This is a genomic window from Citrobacter sp. RHBSTW-00881 (genome assembly GCF_013728515.1).
Lineage (GTDB): Bacteria > Pseudomonadota > Gammaproteobacteria > Enterobacterales > Enterobacteriaceae > Citrobacter > Citrobacter braakii.
In genome coordinates this window covers 29,734-44,831 of record NZ_CP056272.1, presented here as the reverse complement: position 1 = coordinate 44,831, position 15,098 = coordinate 29,734, and the positions used below count along the sequence as shown (strand labels likewise).

22 protein-coding genes are annotated in these 15,098 nt (G+C 57.0%); 21 read left to right on the top strand and 1 reads right to left on the bottom strand.

Annotation, left to right across the window (positions count from 1 at the left end; genetic code table 11):
- Positions 1 to 2: 2 nt before the first annotated feature.
- The 10 genes from HV311_RS27725 to HV311_RS27680 all read left to right on the top strand — a co-directional run bounded on the left by HV311_RS27725 (position 3) and on the right by HV311_RS27680 (position 5,046).
- Positions 3 to 683 (top strand): DNA methylase, encoded by a 681-nt coding sequence (locus tag HV311_RS27725; protein WP_058216376.1) that lies wholly within the window; start codon positions 3 to 5, stop codon positions 681 to 683.
- The gene (locus HV311_RS27720; protein ID WP_191221259.1) at positions 683 to 904 is read left to right on the top strand and encodes a hypothetical protein; all 222 of its coding nucleotides are present in this window, start codon (positions 683 to 685) and stop codon (positions 902 to 904) included. Before HV311_RS27725 ends, HV311_RS27720 begins: the two co-directional genes overlap by 1 nt.
- A gap of 10 nt (positions 905 to 914) precedes the next feature.
- Complete coding sequence (locus HV311_RS27715) at positions 915 to 1,334, top strand: DUF1380 family protein (protein ID WP_191221254.1); 420 nt, start codon at positions 915 to 917, stop codon at positions 1,332 to 1,334.
- A 55-nt stretch (positions 1,335 to 1,389) separates the two neighbouring features.
- The gene (locus HV311_RS27710) at positions 1,390 to 1,794 is read left to right on the top strand and encodes a DUF1380 family protein (protein WP_059593810.1); all 405 of its coding nucleotides are present in this window, start codon (positions 1,390 to 1,392) and stop codon (positions 1,792 to 1,794) included.
- Positions 1,795 to 1,861: 67 nt separating this feature from the next.
- The gene (locus HV311_RS27705) at positions 1,862 to 2,629 is read left to right on the top strand and encodes a hypothetical protein (protein ID WP_191221253.1); all 768 of its coding nucleotides are present in this window, start codon (positions 1,862 to 1,864) and stop codon (positions 2,627 to 2,629) included.
- A gap of 417 nt (positions 2,630 to 3,046) precedes the next feature.
- A complete protein-coding gene (locus HV311_RS27700; RefSeq protein ID WP_059593814.1) occupies positions 3,047 to 3,475 on the top strand; it encodes an antirestriction protein in 429 nt (142 codons plus the stop codon).
- A gap of 18 nt (positions 3,476 to 3,493) precedes the next feature.
- Positions 3,494 to 3,964 carry a DUF1380 family protein gene (locus HV311_RS27695; RefSeq protein ID WP_223584559.1) on the top strand — a complete coding sequence of 157 codons (471 nt, stop codon included), beginning with the start codon at positions 3,494 to 3,496 and terminating at the stop codon, positions 3,962 to 3,964.
- Positions 3,965 to 4,007: 43 nt separating this feature from the next.
- Positions 4,008 to 4,418, top strand: coding sequence for a DUF1380 domain-containing protein (locus HV311_RS27690; protein WP_104652235.1), 411 nt, complete (start codon positions 4,008 to 4,010; stop codon positions 4,416 to 4,418).
- A gap of 19 nt (positions 4,419 to 4,437) precedes the next feature.
- Positions 4,438 to 4,623: a hypothetical protein gene (locus HV311_RS27685; RefSeq protein WP_008322853.1), complete on the top strand. Its 186-nt coding sequence runs from the start codon at positions 4,438 to 4,440 to the stop codon at positions 4,621 to 4,623.
- Between the two features lie 168 nt (positions 4,624 to 4,791).
- Positions 4,792 to 5,046: a DNA polymerase III subunit theta gene (locus HV311_RS27680; RefSeq protein ID WP_049040212.1), complete on the top strand. Its 255-nt coding sequence runs from the start codon at positions 4,792 to 4,794 to the stop codon at positions 5,044 to 5,046.
- A gap of 141 nt (positions 5,047 to 5,187) precedes the next feature.
- On the opposite strand, the gene HV311_RS28380 is transcribed toward HV311_RS27680, so the two are convergent.
- On the bottom strand, positions 5,188 to 5,490 hold the full coding sequence (locus tag HV311_RS28380; RefSeq protein ID WP_165601395.1) for a hypothetical protein: 303 nt from the start codon (positions 5,488 to 5,490) through the stop codon (positions 5,188 to 5,190).
- A 307-nt stretch (positions 5,491 to 5,797) separates the two neighbouring features.
- Between HV311_RS28380 and HV311_RS27670 the strand changes: the two genes are divergently transcribed.
- The 11 genes from HV311_RS27670 to HV311_RS27620 all read left to right on the top strand — a co-directional run bounded on the left by HV311_RS27670 (position 5,798) and on the right by HV311_RS27620 (position 15,091).
- Complete coding sequence (locus tag HV311_RS27670) at positions 5,798 to 6,025, top strand: hypothetical protein (RefSeq protein WP_191221252.1); 228 nt, start codon at positions 5,798 to 5,800, stop codon at positions 6,023 to 6,025.
- Between the two features lie 93 nt (positions 6,026 to 6,118).
- Positions 6,119 to 6,349, top strand: coding sequence for a hypothetical protein (locus HV311_RS27665; RefSeq protein WP_191221251.1), 231 nt, complete (start codon positions 6,119 to 6,121; stop codon positions 6,347 to 6,349).
- 51 nt (positions 6,350 to 6,400) lie between these two features.
- Entirely contained in the window at positions 6,401 to 7,783 is a 1,383-nt protein-coding gene (locus HV311_RS27660) for a DUF3560 domain-containing protein (protein WP_191221250.1), read from the top strand.
- Positions 7,784 to 7,829: 46 nt separating this feature from the next.
- Positions 7,830 to 8,393, top strand: coding sequence for a class I SAM-dependent methyltransferase (locus HV311_RS27655; protein ID WP_191219947.1), 564 nt, complete (start codon positions 7,830 to 7,832; stop codon positions 8,391 to 8,393).
- 775 nt (positions 8,394 to 9,168) lie between these two features.
- Complete coding sequence (locus HV311_RS27650) at positions 9,169 to 9,435, top strand: hypothetical protein (protein WP_191221249.1); 267 nt, start codon at positions 9,169 to 9,171, stop codon at positions 9,433 to 9,435.
- 43 nt (positions 9,436 to 9,478) lie between these two features.
- Positions 9,479 to 9,844: a hypothetical protein gene (locus HV311_RS27645; protein ID WP_191221248.1), complete on the top strand. Its 366-nt coding sequence runs from the start codon at positions 9,479 to 9,481 to the stop codon at positions 9,842 to 9,844.
- A gap of 67 nt (positions 9,845 to 9,911) precedes the next feature.
- Entirely contained in the window at positions 9,912 to 11,930 is a 2,019-nt protein-coding gene (locus HV311_RS27640; protein ID WP_191221247.1) for a ParB/RepB/Spo0J family partition protein, read from the top strand.
- A 35-nt stretch (positions 11,931 to 11,965) separates the two neighbouring features.
- Entirely contained in the window at positions 11,966 to 12,400 is a 435-nt protein-coding gene (gene psiB, locus HV311_RS27635; RefSeq protein WP_117343916.1) for a conjugation system SOS inhibitor PsiB, read from the top strand.
- Positions 12,397 to 13,125, top strand: a complete 729-nt coding sequence (locus tag HV311_RS27630) for a plasmid SOS inhibition protein A (protein WP_049040706.1) — start codon at positions 12,397 to 12,399, stop codon at positions 13,123 to 13,125. Before psiB ends, HV311_RS27630 begins: the two co-directional genes overlap by 4 nt.
- Positions 13,122 to 13,448 (top strand): hypothetical protein, encoded by a 327-nt coding sequence (locus HV311_RS27625; RefSeq protein WP_049040707.1) that lies wholly within the window; start codon positions 13,122 to 13,124, stop codon positions 13,446 to 13,448. Before HV311_RS27630 ends, HV311_RS27625 begins: the two co-directional genes overlap by 4 nt.
- 299 nt (positions 13,449 to 13,747) lie before the next feature.
- Positions 13,748 to 15,091 (top strand): ISNCY family transposase, encoded by a 1,344-nt coding sequence (locus tag HV311_RS27620; RefSeq protein ID WP_191221258.1) that lies wholly within the window; start codon positions 13,748 to 13,750, stop codon positions 15,089 to 15,091.
- Positions 15,092 to 15,098 lie beyond the last annotated feature (7 nt).

Below are 15,098 nucleotides of genomic sequence, written 5' to 3'. Positions count from 1 at the left end.
CTGTGTCCCGTTTTATCCTGGGTAACTGCGTCAATATTATGGCCTCCTTTCCGGATCGCGCCGTTGATTTCATCCTCACCGATCCCCCGTATCTGGTCGGGTTTCGTGACCGTTCCGGCCGCAGTATTGCCGGTGACAAAACCGACGAATGGCTCCAGCCGGCCTGCAATGAGATGTATCGCGTCCTCAAAAAAGACGCGCTGATGGTGAGCTTCTACGGCTGGAACCGCGTCGATCGCTTCATGGCCGCGTGGAAAAGTGCCGGGTTCAGCGTGGTCGGGCATCTGGTTTTCACCAAAACCTACTCGTCGAAATCGGCCTATGTCGGCTACCGCCATGAATGCGCCTATATCCTGGCGAAAGGCCGTCCGGCGCTGCCACAGGACCCGTTACCGGACGTCCTGGGCTGGAAATACAGCGGCAACCGCCACCACCCGACCGAAAAACCCGTGACCAGCCTGCAACCGTTGATCGAGAGCTTCACACACCCGAACGCCATTGTTCTCGATCCGTTTGCCGGTTCCGGCTCCACCTGCGTCGCCGCCGTCCAGGCAGGGCGCCGTTATATCGGCATTGAACTGATGGAGCAGTACCACAAAGCCGGGATTGAGCGCCTGTCAGCCGTCCAGCGCGCCATGCAGCGCCCGGCCGCCAACGACGTCTTTTATCCGGAGGCCGCGTGATGAACTATGCCGGACACGAAAAACTCCGCGCAGACGTGGCGGAGCTGGCCAACAGCATGAGTGACCTGCGGGACGCGCTGAACGACATGGAGCACCGCTATCGCTTTGATTCTGATGTGCTGACCCAACGCCTGGCCCGTCAGACACTTTTCCGCACCCGAGCCCTGTTTATGGCGGCGTACAACGAAATTTTTGAGCTGGATGCCTGCTTTCAGGACTAAGGAGAAAAACATGTACGGAACCTGTGAAACCCTCTGCCGGTTGCTGAGTGAGCAGTATCCCGCAGAAACCCCGCTGAACCTGATTGTCTGGTCCCCGGCGGATATCGAAGCGCTGGCCGACGAGATGGAGTATGCCGTTTCTGAACAGGACACAAGGGAGGTGCTGGCGCGTCTGGACGCCATACCGGAAGAACAACGGCTTGAGTCGGGTGTGTCTGCCAGTGCGGTGATGGACCTGATTGATCAGGTGAAACAGGCCGTTCCGGCGGTGATGGTGCCGGCTGACCTGCTTGAAACCCTGCTGACGACCGCCGAACAGGCGTTGTGGCACAGGGAATGGACCGCCCGGGATGACAACCACCCGGTCCCGGAAAGCGTGACCCGCTGCCTGGCTGATACGGCGAAAGTGCGCGCCTTACTGAAAAACTGAATACCCACGCCGCCCCGGCGGCGTGGACTGAATCTGCTCAGAGGAACATAAGATCATGATGTACGGCACCCGTAAGGAACTGAATAAAAAGCTGAAACGTATGTTTGGTAACGATGAACACTTTGCCCTGCTGGTCTGGACGAAGCAGGACGTAATGGCCCAGGTGGAAAACATGACAGAAAGCGAGGCCGCCGCGATTTTGCAGGAAATCGGCAGCGTGACCGGGCATACCGAAGAGGGCGTTTCATTTCGCACGGTCCCGGAGATGTATGCCGGATTACGGGCCGACATCGCGACCGTCATCGTTCCTGCTGATCTGCTGTCCCGCCTGACTGACGTCGCGGGGCTGGCGCTGGACGCAGAGGACGCCCGGGCCTGGCCGCTTGTTAGCCAGCATTACCCGTCCGTGGCTGATGCCCAGGCCGATATTACGTGGCTCAGGCAGCTCCTGGCCGCCTGATGTGACCGACCGCCCCGCCCGTTCTGACGGGGCGATACTTCCCGTACAGTATACAGAGAGAATAACCATGAATAACGATACCCTGAACGCCCTCATTCTGCGCCACGGTGACAATCTGCTGCGCCGGTCCGGCTGGCCCGACTCAGTTGGTATGACGCCCATCGCGCCCGAAACTGTACCCGGCTGGTTGTTCGCCAGTGGCGTGCTCGATGCAGACGAGATCCTGGCGCTGACAACCCGGTTGTGCCAGGCCCTGAATGACGGACGGGCGAAACTGCTGACCGCCAGCGCGCAACGGCTGGCAGGTACGCCCGCCCGGCTGCATCTGTACCCGGCTCAGTCTTATCCCCGGCCCGAAGCCCTGACTGATTTTACCTGTATCAGTCTGCCGTATGCCCGGGAATGGCTGACAAAAGCCGAATGCGGGGACCTGCTGGCCTTCCTGAAAGATTTCATTGACCGGATCTGTGACATTGTTCGTCAGGACGCGAAGCGCATCGCGGCGGCTCTGGTGCCGTCTGCCGCGCCGCGGCTGATGGAAAAACGTTTCGGAGTCTGGCGACTGGTTGCGGACGAATACGAGCACGACAACTGGCTGGACAGTGAGGACGGGGAACTGCTGGATCAGGTGCTGGACGGCATACTGGTCCGGGGTGCGCGGTTTTGTCCGGTCCTGCTCACCCTGGTGAATGAGTCCCGGGAGGAAATCGAAGCGGCCGGGGTGATGACCGATCTCCTGCGTTTCCCGGGGGAACCGGTCCGCCGCTGGTTTGACCGTCGCGTGTTGCGGGATGTGCTGAACGAGGTCCGCAACACAGACCCCATCGGGGATTAAGTCAGGGAGGGAAGGGGGAAACCCCTTCTTTTATCCGCCGGTGACTCAGAAGCTGAAAAGGATGTCGCCGGCTCCGCTTTTATGGCGGCCCCGTCCCGGCGTGACGTGGCCTGGTGGTTTTCCACTCTGTCAGTCCGGAGCCGTGTGCGGGCTGTGCCGTGCATCCATCGTAGTCGGGCTGTCGTGGATACAAGGGTAAAGTGCACGCGGCGGTCACCCGGTCCTTCCTTCACGTCAGCCGTTATCTTCCGGTCGTTCGACCGCTCAGGTTTCACGGTCTCACCCTTCAGCTCCCGTCTGCCGTGCGCGTCAGGCTGCGGCTTCCCTTGCGCCCTTGTATCCCCGACTGATCGCCCGACTGGTCTGGATGCACGGCACCGCCCGGTGTCGCGGTATATGTGATTACGGAGGTTTACCATGCAGTTAGCTACACGTCAGCACACCCTTAATGTCGAAGAATCCGACCGCGTTTCTTTCCTGCCGTACATGTTCGGCACCGATTTTATGCTGGCTGAATTACAGGTGTATGCCCTGGCAAAACAGTGGATGCCCGAATACAACGGTGGTTTCTGGCATTTCATCCGTCTGCCGGACGGCGGCGGCTACATGATGCCCGACTGCGGTCGGGTACACATGATCAACGGTGAAAACTGGTTTGATCGTACCGTCAGCGCCGACGCCGCCGGAATTATTCTGACCTCACTTGCCATTAACCGCCGTTGCTGGACGCATCACGACTGCGGCAACGCTGCACTCACACACCTGTATATGCTGCGTGATACCCAGCTCTGGAATCACATCGTTTTTCACCCTGAATGCAACGCCATTTATGCCGCACTTGACTGATTAACCGACGGGGCGGCGATGCCGCCCCACTGTAACCGCCATTCATCAATTAAAGAGAAACATGCCATGTACGGAACCGTCAGTGAAATCTGTATTGCTTTACTGAAACAGCATGAAAACAACAAACAAATCGCCGTCATTACCTGGACGCCGGAGGACGTGAGGGAAGCGGGCGCGGAGTACAGCCCCACGGACGACGATGTGTCTTATGTGCTCCGCGTCATCGGTAAAGCAGGCAGTGCCGGAGTGTGGCGGTACGGGTTAGGACTGGAATTTATCGCCGATGAACTCAGCAAAATTTCCGCTGCGCGGGCATCGCGCCAGATTGCTGTACCCGAGGATGCGCTGCGTGTCCTGTTGCCCCTGATGGAAGCCGGAATGAACATTCCGCGTTATCAGATGCCGGAAACGGCCGCCGAGGAATGCGCCGCGCTGGATATGCTCAAAACCCTGCTGGCAGTGCCGTTTACGCCGCGTCCGGCTGAATAACAGACGGGGCGGCGATGCCGCCCCTTTTAAAAAGGAATAAAAAATGTACGCACCCGTGAAAGAAATCATGACCGATCTCCTGAAATATAACCTGTCATCTGATGAAGCATTGCTGGTTTTGTGTATTACGCGGGAGGATATCCGCATGCTGACTACTGAGTGGAATTTGTCCGATGAGGATATTACCTGCGTCATGCAGCGACTGGATGCGACGTATGATCAGGGGGCCGATGTGAGCATGGTTCGTGGCATCACTGAAGAACTGATGGACGAGCGCCGCGCCATACGTGATGTCAGCGTTCCTGCCTGTGCGCTGCAAAAAATAATGTTACTGGCAGGCAGTGAAATGAAGCGACTGTATGCCGTGGCAGAGGATGGGGGCGGGGATGCAGACGCCTTCCTGGCTGAAGAAATGGACGCCATGCGCCAGTTACAGACCGCGATTGACGCATAAGAAGGAGTATCCCGTGAATATGAAACCGGAAACCCGCGAAATTCTTCGCCAGTACAAAGCACTGATTAATGCCCGCCGCCGTGATGCAGGCCAGCGCGAACTGACAACCGCGCAGGTCATGGATGAAATCTGCGGGTACATGACCTGTCAGTGTGCCGTGTACATCGGCGGTCATTTCATCTTACAGGGAGGAAAGGGCAGGTAAGCATGATGGCAGGCGGTTATGCCGCCTGTCAGCCCGCGCGAAAAACCATGCAGGCTGCCGCCTGCGGGAGGAAGGACCTGCGCCGCGCTTCGCGCCGCTCCCCGTCCTTTTCCCTTCTACCTATTTTGACGTACACTTCAGACAGATTTCATTTTTGACGGAAAAGTCATGCCTGGAACCTGCGCTGCTGCGAAATTAAATCAAGAACAGGAGCGGAGAGAAGCCACCCTTGCTGCACTGTATGTCGCATGGAGAGAACGTCTCAGTATGTCAGTTGACGCTGAAGCCGTAGCCGGAGAACTGCCTGAACATTTGAGAGCGTATTTCATGGAGCGGCTGCAGCATTATCGCCAGCTCAGTGCGCAGCTTCCGGACAAAAATAACCCGGAATATGCCAGAAAAGAGGATGAGGTTAGAAAATAGCGGCGTTCCTGTAGTATTTAAGCAGTCGCTGGCCGGTTTTTTCTCATGCAGGGTGACATTTTTTTCTGGCCAGTGTGTGAGTTTTTTCCTGCCGGTGATAATACGCTGCCTGTTCCTGTTCCTGTTCCTGTTCCTGCTCATTCAGTTGCAGATAATCTCTGACAGTTTTTTCTGACTACGGGCGACTTCCCTGACGGGAACCGGGGCTGTCATGCTTCGCACCGAGCCAGCTGCGCTGTCTCTGCCCGGCCCTTCGGGCAGCGGGTTTCCATCCCAGGCTGTCGCAACGTCAACGGCAGGCTTGCTGCGACCGTTCCGGTCACGCCGCCCCTGGCGCGCCGTTTCCTGCGCTTTTCGCACCCCGGCGGTAAGGCTGCCGGGCTGTAAGGCGCAACGCCGTTTCGCGTGTCGCGCCCCGACGTTGCGGCGGGCCCCTGCTCTCATCCACTTCTGGTGCCTTTTCACCGTTTAAGCCCCTCTTGCCTGGGCTGATAGAGCCACAACCTGTCGCATTAGCTGTCCAGGGTGTAATGAACAGCCCACAAAACTTTTTGCATGAAGCCGCAAAAACTTTTGCGTTCTGCCCTGGACAGATGCGTCAGGCCGTGGCGTCTATGCCCCTGCGGCGAAGGTTCTCAAACGGGTGAAGTTAAATACCAGAGGGAACAGCGCAGCAGGTTCCCGCAAACGTCAACACCGCGGCTCCCGAAACACAACGGGTGATGTTCTTTAAAAACCAGGAGGAAGAAAAATGCAGGCTCAGGCGATGCGTGTTTACCAGATTGCGTTCAGCGGACGCGATGCTCAGGGCGTTTTACCAATGTTTACCCGTATCCGCGCCATGACCGGAAAGCGGACTGTCAGGGCATTTATCGAACGTTATCAACCCGTCAGCGGCTGGTTTTTGGGCGACCCCGAAGACATTACCAACAAAGTGCAGAAGGAGGCAGAAGACACAGGCAGCAACCCGCAGAGATGAAAAAAGCAGGGTAAACCCTGCTTTCTCCACGCCGTAAAAACCGTTCGAGCGGTTTTTACGGCTTTATTAACTACCATAAGGAGTTAACTTTATATGATCGTTTCTATTGTTTCACCTTCCGCAGAGGCTGTAAAGCCCCGCCGTCAGACGCGCATCATTCGCGCCGACCTTGCCGTATCAGAGATTAACCCCGCGTTAAAGGCATTCGGGCGACATATCGCCAGACGTCTCCGCAAGGGGCGCGTGGTGCATATTCCCGCGATGACAAATACCGCCTATGGGCAGGTACTCCGCACTCTTGAACTGAAACGCGCATTTAACTGATGAGGTGAGCCGCCCCGCGAGGGGCGGCAACCACCGGAAGGAGAAAAAAATATGATACAATCCACCGCACTGGCACTGACTGCCGGCATCACCCCGCCGCCCGCGTCTGAAGACAGCCCCGCGCAGTCGTACCGGGCGACCTATTCCCCGGATGACAACAAATTGCGGCTGTATGCCGCGCTGCGTCTTGATGATGAAACGTATCAGAAAATCCATGCCGTGGGTTTTCGCTGGGCACCGAAACAGGCGCTGTTTGTCGCGCCAGCCTGGACGCCAGCCCGTGAGGACGTGCTTCTGTCTCTTGCCGGAGATATTGAAGACGATGACAACACCCTTTTCGACCGTCAGGAACAACGCGCCGACCGTTTCAGCGGCTACAGCGAAAAACGCGCCGGGGAGTCAGAGCAGACGCTCGCGCAGGTGGACGCGCTGGCGTCGGTTATCCCGTCCGGACAGCCGATCCTGATTGGCCATCACAGCGAGCGCCGCGCGCGACGGGATGCGCAGCGTATTGAAAACGGCATGAAACGCGCCGTGATGCTCTTTGAACGTGCGGAATACTGGGAGGATCGGGCGCACGCCTCCCTGCGTCTGGCGAAATACAAAGAACGCCCGGATGTGCGCTACCGCCGTATCAGAAAGATTGAGGCGGACAAGCGCAAGGCGGAGCGGAATATTGCCCAGGCGCAGAAATATCTGACGATGTGGCGGGCGCAGACGCTGGATCTGAAAATGGCGCGGCTTATCAGTAATTACGATCATATTTACACCTGTTTCACGCTGGAAAAATACCCGCGACCCGCAGATAAAAGCCAGTACGAAGGCCAGATGTCCCTGCATTCGGCGCTTGAGAATGAGATTATTACCTTTGAACAGGCCCGCGATATTGCCGCCCCTTATCATGAACGCACGATCCGCCATCAGCAGCGCTGGCTGAATCATTACCAGAACCGCCTGGCCTATGAACGCGCCATGCTGGATGAAAGCGGCGGCGTGGTCACCCGTACCCGGGAGTTTGAGCCGGGAGGGCAGGTTCAGAGCCGGGGCGAGTGGCTGACCATCATCCGCATCAATAAAAGTAATGGCGCGGTCAGTTCAGTTGTCACCCCGTATTACAGCTTTATGCGCTGCAACGGGACCATGACACTGACCCCCGACCGCATCACGGACTATAAAGCCCCGTCTGCGGAAGAAGCCCTCGCCGCAAAGCAGGCCGCGAAACGCCCGCCGATCGTCAATTATCCGGGGGAGGGTTTCCGCGAAATGACCAAAGCCGAATGGTCGAAAACCCCGGCTGATTATAAGTCGGTCCGGGGTGTCGCTGAAAATGATGAGCATGGCGCGTACCGCTTCCGCCGCATCATGACCAGCGGTTACACGCTCGATAATGTGTACATCACCGACATGAAAACCGTGGAAATCCCGCAAAAATAACCGACAGACTCCCCGGCATTGCGCCGGGGAGGTAAGGGCCATTCATATGCACAGTGAACTCAGGGACCGTATTCAGGCGATGCGGGCCAGACTTGACGGACGCACCCCCGTGGCCGAAATCCGGGCCAGCTCGCAGCTTTTCGTCACTCCCGACCCGGTCTGTCGTCAGATGGCTGACCTGGCGGAGATTACCGATTCTGACCGTATTCTGGAGCCGGAGGCCGGAACAGGGGCCATTTTACGGGCCATCCGGGAGGTGGCCCCGCTGGTACGGTGTGACGCCGTGGAGCTTAACGCCGCGTTAGCTACTCATCTGCGGGCGGCGTTTCCGGGCGTTAACGTCCGGTGCGGGGATTTTCTGGATTACCAGCCGGGAAGCCTCTGGAACAAAATCCTGATGAATCCGCCGTTTCAGCATGCGCAGGATATCCGACACATACAGCACGCCTTAACGCAGCTTGAATCCGGCGGGATACTGACGGCGGTCTGTCTGAACGGGCCACGCCAGCAGAAAATACTCCGCCCCCTGGCTGATGTATGGGAGCCGCTGCCGCGTGGCACATTCACGTATACCGATGTTTCAACCGTCCTGCTCAGAATTCAGAACTGACGGGGGCTGTGAGCCGGGCGGGGAAGGATGCCCCGTCTGGCCGCGCCGGAAAAGGCCGCGCGCCTGCGGCGCAGAAGGGCATTGCGCTGACGCGCAATTCCCTTCATTTGCGTCATAACCACTCTCAGAACTTGCTTCCAGCTGATGGGCTGTCTTGTTGCCCTTCGATAATCCCTTTTCCGGATACCAGGACTGTCACTTTTCCTCCTGATATACGACCTGATGGCGCTTATTCTGCTGCAACACATCCTGCAGTCTGGTTGCTGTTCCGTGTTTTTTAAAATCTCAACTCCCCGGGCGATGGCCCCCTTCGGCTCCCGGCCAGCGCTGCTGTCCGGTCGTCGAGCCCCACTCCGCCAGGGCAGCTGCTGCGCACCCGCCAGTCTCCGCCGAATCCCTTCGGGGTTCGGGCTTCGCTAGGGTCTGATGGCGAAGGTCAACCCCTGGCTTGCTGCGACCGTTCCGGCCGCGCCGCCTCCACCGCGCCGGCGGGCCGTCGCTTTAAGGCCACCACGCCGTACCGCCGTGTCGGGTGTGTGCATCCTGTTCATCCGGTGAGGCCATCGCCCCGTGTGTCCTCACGCGGAGGGCTGATCGTAGCACCGCCGGGTCGTCATCCAAAGGGTGAAGTGAACGCCGCCAAAACTTTTTGCGAAGGACCGCAAAAACTGTTGTCTGCGCCCTTTTCCTGCCGCCCCGCCGTCGCTCCTTTGCCCTTTGCCGCGAGAGAACTCACCAGGGAGATGGACAACCATCACCACAGGAGAAAACCAGGATGCACACACGAAACGTCAACGTCAGAACCGCCGCTCAAGAATCTTCCAGGAAGATGAGTGAAGGGCAAAACCCTGTTTCCGCCGCGCGGGAGTGGGTGGCTCAGGCCACTGCGCTGAAAGCAGGTGTCACCGTGTCCGCTGTGAGCCGCTACGGCGATGTTCAGGTGGAAATCCGTACCCACGGAACGCTTAACTGGCGTGCCTGGTCGTTTGAGCCCGATTTTCTTTTTGAACTGAAACGCAACCTGCAATACGTGCAGATGTAACCGGAGGCCGGACGTCCGGCCTTAACCCAGAGAAGGAGGAACCATGCAGAACCTTAACACCCGCCAGGCGACCAGAACGGTCGGGCAGAGCACCGAAATCGTGAAGCTGCTGCGCATTCAGGCCAGCGACACCCACGTGGTCGAGTTTGACAACGTGGACACCCGTTTTAATGACTGCAACAACTGGCAGGTGATGGCAGGGGGCAAACGTGTCCTCTTCAGCAACCGCATGTATGAGCGTTTTTCAGATGTGAAATCGGGGATCGTGGCAACGATTAACGTGTGTGAAAACAGCGCTGGCGTAGCGGATGCAGCAATGCTGGCAGGGGCAAAAGTCATGATGCAGGTACTCGACGGTTATCCGTCCTTTGCGGCACTGGCTGCACACCCGAAACGCATCACTGACTGAAAGAGTGCCGTGACCGGATCGGACCCCAGTCACGGCTGACCGTCACTTAAACTAAAGAGGTAAAATCATGGTCACCATCAATACTACGGCAAAGAAAGCGGCTAAATCCATCCGCATGACAAAATCTGCGGAAAAAAATACTCAATCCACTGAGCAGAAGCTCGTCCGGTTACTTGCGGACACCCCGGTGCAAATCTTCCCGTACTCCCGCCTGTCGCGTACTGACCTCAACACGCGCATCATTCCGCATACTGACACGGAAGTGGAAGAGATGGCTGACAGTATTCAGGCAATGGGTATCCTCCAGAACCTGATCGGCACGGCGTTGCCGGACGGGACGATCGGCATCGTTGGCGGGGAAGGTCGTCGCAGGGGCACGGGGATTCTGGTGCAGCGCGGGGTACTCGATGCCGACACCCCGTTTATTCCGGTGAAAGTTCTGCCTGTGGAAATGGCGGTGGCTGCCTCGATGATCGAAAACGGCAGACGCAAAAACATGCACCCCGCCGAGCAGATTATCGGCTTCCGTACGCTGGAGCAGGAGGGGAAAACAGCCTCGCAGATCGGTGCCCTGCTGGGGTATCACCCGCGCCACGTCCAGCGCTGCCTGAAACTGGCGAACCTTGCGCCGTCCCTGCTGGATTCGCTGGCGCGGGATGAAATGACCCTTGAGCAGTGTGAAGCGCTGACCCTGGCTGATTCTCACGAGCGTCAGGAGCAGGTCTGGAAAGAAGCTGTTGAACAACATCGCACTCCGAGTGTACATACTCTCCGTAAAATGGCCACAGATGACAAGATGGCCATAAGCCATCCGATGTTTGTCTTTGTCGGTGAAGAAGCCTACCTCGCAGCAGGAGGTCATCTGACCGCCGACCTGTTCAGCGATAAAGACAGTACTTTTGCGGATGCCGCGCTGGTGAAATCCCTGCTGGCTGGCAAGCTCACCGTACTCGCCGCCCGTCTGAAGCAGGAGCAGGGCTGGGGTTGGGCCGAGTTTCGTATGACGGAACTCAGCGGTCATGGCGAAGATAAAGAGCTGTACCGCTTTGCCATGCCAGCGGCTGTGCTGACTGATGATGAACAACGCCGCATCGACGAGCTGGAAAAGGCCATCGAAGACTGTGCGACTTACGACGATCAGTACGAATTTCAGCAGCAGATTGATGATATCTGGATCGAGGCTAAATACCGCGAGGCCACACCGGAATTTCGGGCGGCACATGGGGTATGGGTGTCATGGGATAACGGCGATTTTCAGGTTCAGCCTGGTATCCGTAAACTGACTGACGAAGATCGCGCACAGGAAGAACAGGAACAGGAGGCGCGACAGGCACAGGATAACAATGTCATCACCTACACCACGCCGGAAACACCTGCCGATGCATATCCCGCAACGCTGGTTAAAGCTATGTCTGCTGAACGGACTCTGGCAGTACAGGCTGAACTGGCGGGACGTCCTGATGTCTCGGTGGCACTGCTGACATGGACACTGTGTCTCGGGCTGTTCGAACGCCGCTATGGTCACCGTGATGAACCCCTCAAAGCATCCGTCTCCAGTAATCAGTCTCTGCTTGCCTCACTGGCCCCGTCCGGGGATGAGGGTAAAGCCCTGTTGTCACTGAAGGCACAGCGGGAAGTCTTTCAGGCGACGTTGCCGGAAGACTGGCATCTGGATTTCACCTGGCTGCTGTCATGGTCTGCGGAACAGGTGTGCGCCCTGCTGGGATTCTGCGCGGCACACGGGATCAACGGTATTCAGGAGCGCCTGTATCACCGTACTGAGCGGAGTGAACTGGACGGGCTGGAAGCGGCACTGGACTTTGACCTGCGCAAATGGTGGCAGCCGGATGCGACAAACTTCTTCGGTAAACTCAAAATTGCGCAGATTGGCACGGCTTATGAGGCTGCGGGGCTGTCTGACCGGGCTCGGGAGATTGTAAAACTCAAACGGCGTGATGCCGCTGCCGCTGCCGCAGATGAACTGAGTGCAAAAGGCTGGTTACCTGACTGGATGGTTCGTACTCAGTCCGATGAACAGGATGAGAATGACTGCGCTGAAACCGACCTGACTGACCACGCCGCTTAACCCGGAGGCCGCCGCCTTCGTGCGGCGGGAATGACATGACCATGATTTATGACCTGAACAAAATTAACCGCCTTACCGCCTCCGACATGGAGTCTGTCCGCCAGCAGGGTGAAGATGCCCGTCGTGGACTCAGTGATGCCGTGCTGGCTCTGCTGCCTGTACCGCAAAACTGGTGCATCTGCGCCGAATACCGAACGGAGTTTGGTGGTCTGTTCCCCGTCCAGTGCCGTCTCAGCGCGGACGGCTGCGATGAGTACCATCTGTGCGTGTGCAGTCCGGGTGATATCTCGCCGTACTGGCTTCTTGTCTTACTGTCTGCCGGAGGTCTGGTTGTTCGCACGCTCTGGCAGGGAGAGCAATTTGATCCCGTTCGCATCGGTACGCTGGTCAGCCAGGTCGCCGGAATGCGCCGCTTCGGCTGTTCCGCCCGCACGGTCGTCAGTCTGCTGAATGAGGAGGTGATGGCATGATCCCGTCAACACACGCTCTTGTGACGCTGAAGCCTGCCCGCCAGGCGGCACTGCAGGCCATTATCAGTGTGGAAACCGCCCGAGAACGGGGGGCGCGTCTGTCCTCTCTGCCACATGTACGTACTTTTTTGCGCGTGCTGACCGGCAGCAGTCGGATTAACACGGCGGTGGCACAGCGTATTCCCGGCCTGAACTGGGAGCCGAAGAACCGCCTGTGCAGTCTTAAACAGGTTGAGGAAGCACTGGATCGACTGATTGCCAGCAAAGGGGAGCATTGCCCGCTGCCGCTCTCCACGGATGTACAGGCCGAACTGTTCCCGGAGGTGATGCATACCCGGACAGATCGCCGGATGCAGCGCGAGAAAATTGCGTTCACCCGCAAAATGCGCCAGGAAGACCGGGCGATTGAGCATCGCTGGCTGTTACGCCAGAACCTGCTGGGGCAGGCGGTGACCGAACTGAATTTTCAGTCACCGGAAACCATCAATGTCTGGTACCGGCGCTGGGCAGACGAGTTTGACGCGCGTGAACTTGAGTCTGCATTCTGGTGCTGGCAGACGCGGTTTGCCTCGCTGAAGTCTCTTGAATGGCTGCACTACAGCAATGAGCCGCTGTATGCCGTTATGCATGAAATCCGGTTCATCGTCCGTGACACCCCGGCACATGTGCGCGAGGCAGAACGCTGGCAGGTTCCCAACAAGCTGACAGACCGGAGCGGGCTATGAAGTGGCGCTATTCACTCCGCTGGAAGCTGCCGCGTACTCCGTGCCCGGGTCCGCAGGAGCTGGTCTCTGACGTGGTGGAGGCCGGGCAGCCCGCCCCGGAATCGGTGATGTCGCGCTGGGTGGCGGGGGCCGGGTATGCCGTATGCGTCGATTTTCTGGATGAGAGGCAGATCAGACGCTGGAGTGATGAACGGAAAGCCGCTGCCCGCAGGCGAAATCTGGAACGCCGGGTAAACCGGATTGCGCCGCTGTTTGCGGAGGAACTTATCTCGCGGGAACTTACGGAACGCCCGGACTATTTTCGCGGAAAAACAGTCCGGTAATCGCCGGATACCTGGTCAGCAGGAAGCGGTGTAAGGTATAATGGCACTGGCGCTTGAGGCTTTTTGCCTCATGACGTGAAGGTGGTTTGTTGCCATGTTGTGAGGCAGAAAGAAGAAAGCCCCGTAGGAAGTTAATGTTATTAACCAACCACACGAGGCGATCTGCTTGACTAGACACCAACAGAATAGCCTCTTAGTTGCCGCAAGGCAAGGAGAAGAAGGCCATTGTAATCCTATGCAGTAATGTCCCTTTTGACCCATTCTGAAATGTCCCCGTAGCTTCTCAGCCAGGATATTTCATGTCAAAAGAGATCATTAGCATGAGCCTTAAAGAACTTGACCGTCTCCAGATAATTCGGGATTCAGTCAGCCGCCAGATCACCCAGGAGCAGGCTGCGGACCGTATAGGCATATCAATCCGGCAGGTAAAACGTCTCGTTCAGCGTTACCGGATCGAAGGCCCTCAGGGACTGATTTCCCGCCGCCGAGGACAACGTCCCAATAATGCTTTTACGTCGGAATTTCGGACTCTCGTCATCTCACTTGTCAGAGATAAATATCCGGATTTCGGTCCCACTTTTGCCTGTGAGAAATTACGGGAGATCCATGGGCTGGCTTTGTCGGCCGAGACTTTGCGCAAGTGGATGGTTGAAGAAGGTTTATGGCGTGAGCGCCGCCGAAAAATTGCCCGCATTTATCAGCGTCGGCAACGGCGCCCATGCTATGGCGAACTTATCCAGATTGATGGTTCTCCGCATGACTGGTTTGAAGAACTAGGGCCTCGCTGTACATTAATTGTCTTTATTGATGACGCCACCAGTGCGCTTATGGCGCTCCGCTTCGCTCCTGCAGAAACGACCCGCGCTTATATGGAAACGTTACGTGATTATCTCGACAAATATGGGCGTCCTCTTGCCCTGTATTCTGACAGACACAGTATTTTCCGTGTGAATAACCCGGAACGTGAAGGCGAACTGACGCAATTTACCCGTGCAATTAAAACTCTTGGGATCGAGCCAATTCACGCTAACAGCCCTCAGGCTAAAGGCCGGGTTGAGCGTGCCAATCAGACGTTACAGGACAGACTGGTTAAAGAATTACGTCTTCGCAATATCAGTGATATCGAATCAGCTAACCTGTGGTTGTCTGAGTTTGTGAAAGATTACAACTCTCGCTTCGCTTCGATCCCCCGTGAAAATGGTAACGCCCACAGGGAGATTCTTCATTCTCCGGAAGAACTTAACTACATACTCTGTTATCAGTCCCGTCGGGTGCTTTCCAAGAATCTGACCTTTCAGTATAAAACGAGTGCATATCAGATCCGTTCAGAAGGGCAGGGATACCGTCTCAGGCATGCGATTGTCACGGTATGCGAAAACTTTAACGGTGAAATAACGGTGCTTTATGAAAGTCGGCCGTTGGGCTACGAGAAATATGTTGATGGGCCTGAACCAATACCGCTTGATGATGAAAAGAGCGTTCATGAGCGTGTGGATAATGCGAGGTTTGATTTGCGCTCTAAATATTACGTCAAACCTGCTGCTGACCATCCCTGGATGACGCGGCGAACGCAGAGTAAAGATGATGTGAAGCCGCCAACATTACCCAGAAAGAAAGTACGCCCAGATACGACCCCAAAATAGTGTTCAC

Coding starts and splice junctions, on each gene's coding strand:
- HV311_RS27695 (WP_223584559.1), top strand. CDS start 3,494: ATGCCGCCCCACTGTAACCGCCATTCATCAATTAAAGAGAAACATGCC.
- HV311_RS27620 (WP_191221258.1), top strand. CDS start 13,748: ATGTCAAAAGAGATCATTAGCATGAGCCTTAAAGAACTTGACCGTCTC.
- HV311_RS27655 (WP_191219947.1), top strand. CDS start 7,830: ATGCACAGTGAACTCAGGGACCGTATTCAGGCGATGCGGGCCAGACTT.
- HV311_RS27720 (WP_191221259.1), top strand. CDS start 683: ATGAACTATGCCGGACACGAAAAACTCCGCGCAGACGTGGCGGAGCTG.
- HV311_RS27705 (WP_191221253.1), top strand. CDS start 1,862: ATGAATAACGATACCCTGAACGCCCTCATTCTGCGCCACGGTGACAAT.
- HV311_RS27625 (WP_049040707.1), top strand. CDS start 13,122: ATGAAGTGGCGCTATTCACTCCGCTGGAAGCTGCCGCGTACTCCGTGC.
- HV311_RS28380 (WP_165601395.1), bottom strand. CDS start 5,490: ATGAGAGCAGGGGCCCGCCGCAACGTCGGGGCGCGACACGCGAAACGG.
- HV311_RS27670 (WP_191221252.1), top strand. CDS start 5,798: ATGCAGGCTCAGGCGATGCGTGTTTACCAGATTGCGTTCAGCGGACGC.
- HV311_RS27640 (WP_191221247.1), top strand. CDS start 9,912: ATGGTCACCATCAATACTACGGCAAAGAAAGCGGCTAAATCCATCCGC.
- HV311_RS27665 (WP_191221251.1), top strand. CDS start 6,119: ATGATCGTTTCTATTGTTTCACCTTCCGCAGAGGCTGTAAAGCCCCGC.
- HV311_RS27645 (WP_191221248.1), top strand. CDS start 9,479: ATGCAGAACCTTAACACCCGCCAGGCGACCAGAACGGTCGGGCAGAGC.
- HV311_RS27715 (WP_191221254.1), top strand. CDS start 915: ATGTACGGAACCTGTGAAACCCTCTGCCGGTTGCTGAGTGAGCAGTAT.
- psiB (WP_117343916.1), top strand. CDS start 11,966: ATGACCATGATTTATGACCTGAACAAAATTAACCGCCTTACCGCCTCC.
- HV311_RS27710 (WP_059593810.1), top strand. CDS start 1,390: ATGATGTACGGCACCCGTAAGGAACTGAATAAAAAGCTGAAACGTATG.
- HV311_RS27650 (WP_191221249.1), top strand. CDS start 9,169: ATGCACACACGAAACGTCAACGTCAGAACCGCCGCTCAAGAATCTTCC.
- HV311_RS27685 (WP_008322853.1), top strand. CDS start 4,438: ATGAAACCGGAAACCCGCGAAATTCTTCGCCAGTACAAAGCACTGATT.
- HV311_RS27690 (WP_104652235.1), top strand. CDS start 4,008: ATGTACGCACCCGTGAAAGAAATCATGACCGATCTCCTGAAATATAAC.
- HV311_RS27680 (WP_049040212.1), top strand. CDS start 4,792: ATGCCTGGAACCTGCGCTGCTGCGAAATTAAATCAAGAACAGGAGCGG.
- HV311_RS27660 (WP_191221250.1), top strand. CDS start 6,401: ATGATACAATCCACCGCACTGGCACTGACTGCCGGCATCACCCCGCCG.
- HV311_RS27630 (WP_049040706.1), top strand. CDS start 12,397: ATGATCCCGTCAACACACGCTCTTGTGACGCTGAAGCCTGCCCGCCAG.
- HV311_RS27700 (WP_059593814.1), top strand. CDS start 3,047: ATGCAGTTAGCTACACGTCAGCACACCCTTAATGTCGAAGAATCCGAC.